The sequence below is a fragment of the Gemmobacter sp. genome (assembly GCF_016792925.1).
Taxonomy (GTDB): Bacteria; Pseudomonadota; Alphaproteobacteria; order Rhodobacterales; family Rhodobacteraceae; genus Gemmobacter.
This window is the reverse complement of record NZ_JAEULU010000005.1, coordinates 1-1937: the sequence shown is the minus strand read 5'-3', so window position 1 is coordinate 1937 and position 1937 is coordinate 1. Positions and strand designations below refer to the sequence as shown.

General features: G+C 68.2%; 1 protein-coding gene. It reads right to left on the bottom strand.

The genetic code is table 11. The features are described 5' to 3' along the window. Positions 1 to 1239: 1239 nt before the first annotated feature. Positions 1240 to 1937: M48 family metalloprotease (locus JNN06_RS00235; RefSeq protein WP_291237591.1), on the bottom strand; the 698-nt coding region annotated here is incomplete at its 5' end.

The window sequence follows — 1937 nt, the reverse complement described above, 5'->3', positions numbered from 1 at the left end:
ATGACCAAGCCCCCCGCCGAGGCCATAGCCGAGGTCATGTTGAAACGTTCCCACATCGGGCCGGTGGCCCGAAGCCACCGGGTGAGCCGCCCGCCCTCCGGGCGGCGGGCGCTTTGCGCCCACCGGGCGGGCGCAGGCCTCTGTCATCTTCGCTGATCCGGTCTGGCCTGACCGCTCCCACACGGGCGGGGAAAAGCGGTGCTTTTCCAATTCCGCCCGATCTCAATTGTCCGCTCCCATCGCCGAGGCCACGCGGCAACCCTCCCCACATTTGGGCCTCTGCCATTCCAGAAAGATAGCCCGTTGCCCACGACCGAGGCCATCGCCGAGGTCATGTTGAAACGCTTCCACATCGGGCCGGTGGCCCGAAGCCACCTGCCAGCGCCCGCCCTCCGGGCGGCGGGCGCTTTCGCGCCCACCGGGCGGGCGCTGGCCTCTGTCACGCTGCTAGAAAGGTATTGCGGAACCCTTCCCACAGGGCCGGGAAAACGCGCTGCGTTTTCTGACCCGGCCCAATTGGCCGAGGCCATCGCCGAGGTCACGCGGCACCGTTTCCACATCGGGCCGGTGGCCCAAAGCCACCGGCCAGCGCCCGCCCTGCGGGGGGCGGGTGCTTCACACCCGCCGGGCGGGCACAGGCCTCAGTCATCTTCGCTGACACGGTCTTGCTTGACCGCTCCCACACGGGCGGGGAAAAGCGGTGCTTTTCCAATTCCGCCCGCACCCATCGCCGAGGCCACGCGGCAACCCTCCCCACGTTTGGGCCTCTGCCATTCCAGAACGATAGCCCGTTGCCCATGACCGAGGCCATCGCCGAGGTCATGTTGAAACCTGTCCACATCGGGCCGGTGGCCCGAAGCCACCGGGTGAGCCGCCCGCCCTGCGGGGGGCGGGTGCTTCGCACCCACCGGGCGAGCGCAGGCCTCTGTCATTTTCGCTGAACCGGTCTTGCTTGACCGCTCCCACACGGGCGGGGAAAAGCGGTGCTTTTCCAATTCCGCCCGCTCCCCATGACCTAGGCCATCACCGAGGTCACCCGACACCGTGTCCGCGTTTGGGCCGGGGGCCCAAAGCCACCGGGTGAGCCGCCCGCCCTGCTGGGTGCGGGTGCGTCACACCCGCCGGGCGGGCTCTGGCCTCTGTCACGCTGCTAACCCGATCTTGCTCCACCGTTCCCACAGGGCCGGGAAAACGCCATGCGTTTTCGGAACCCGGCCCATGGCAGAGGTCATCCGCCCCCTACCGCCGCACCCTCGGCACCGAGCTTTCGCGCCGATCTCCGCGCCCCGACATGGCGACCAGCGCCGCGATCCGGTTCTCGGTGCTGGGATGGGTGGAGAACAGCGCATCCCGCCCCGACCCATGCAGCGGGTTGATGATGAACAGATGCGCCAGCGCCGGATTGGCCTCGGCGGGGCCGTTGTCGATCCCGCGCGCGAAATGGTCGATCTTGCGCAAGGCCCCGGCAAGCCACAGCGGATCGCCGCAAATCTCCGCCCCCACCCGGTCCGCCTCATATTCCCGACTTCGCGAGATCGCCATCTGCACCAGCGCCGCCGCGAAAGGCGCAAAGATCATCACCAGCAGCGGCCCCAGCACGCCGCCACGCTCCCGGCTGCCGCCAAAGAAGAACGCGAAATTCCCCAACATGCCAATCGCCCCCGCCATGGTGGCCGTGATCGTCATGATCAGCGTGTCGCGGTTCCGGATATGCGCCAGCTCATGCGCCATCACGGCGGCAATCTCCTGCTGGCTCAACCGCTCCAGCAACCCGGTCGAGGCCGCCACGGCGGCATTCGCCGGGTCGCGCCCGGTGGCAAAGGCATTGGGCTGATCGCTCTCAATGACATAAACCGCAGGATGCGGCATCCCCGCCCGGTCAGCCAGCTGATGCACCAGCCGCACCAGCTGCGGCGCGCTCTGCTCACTCACCAGCC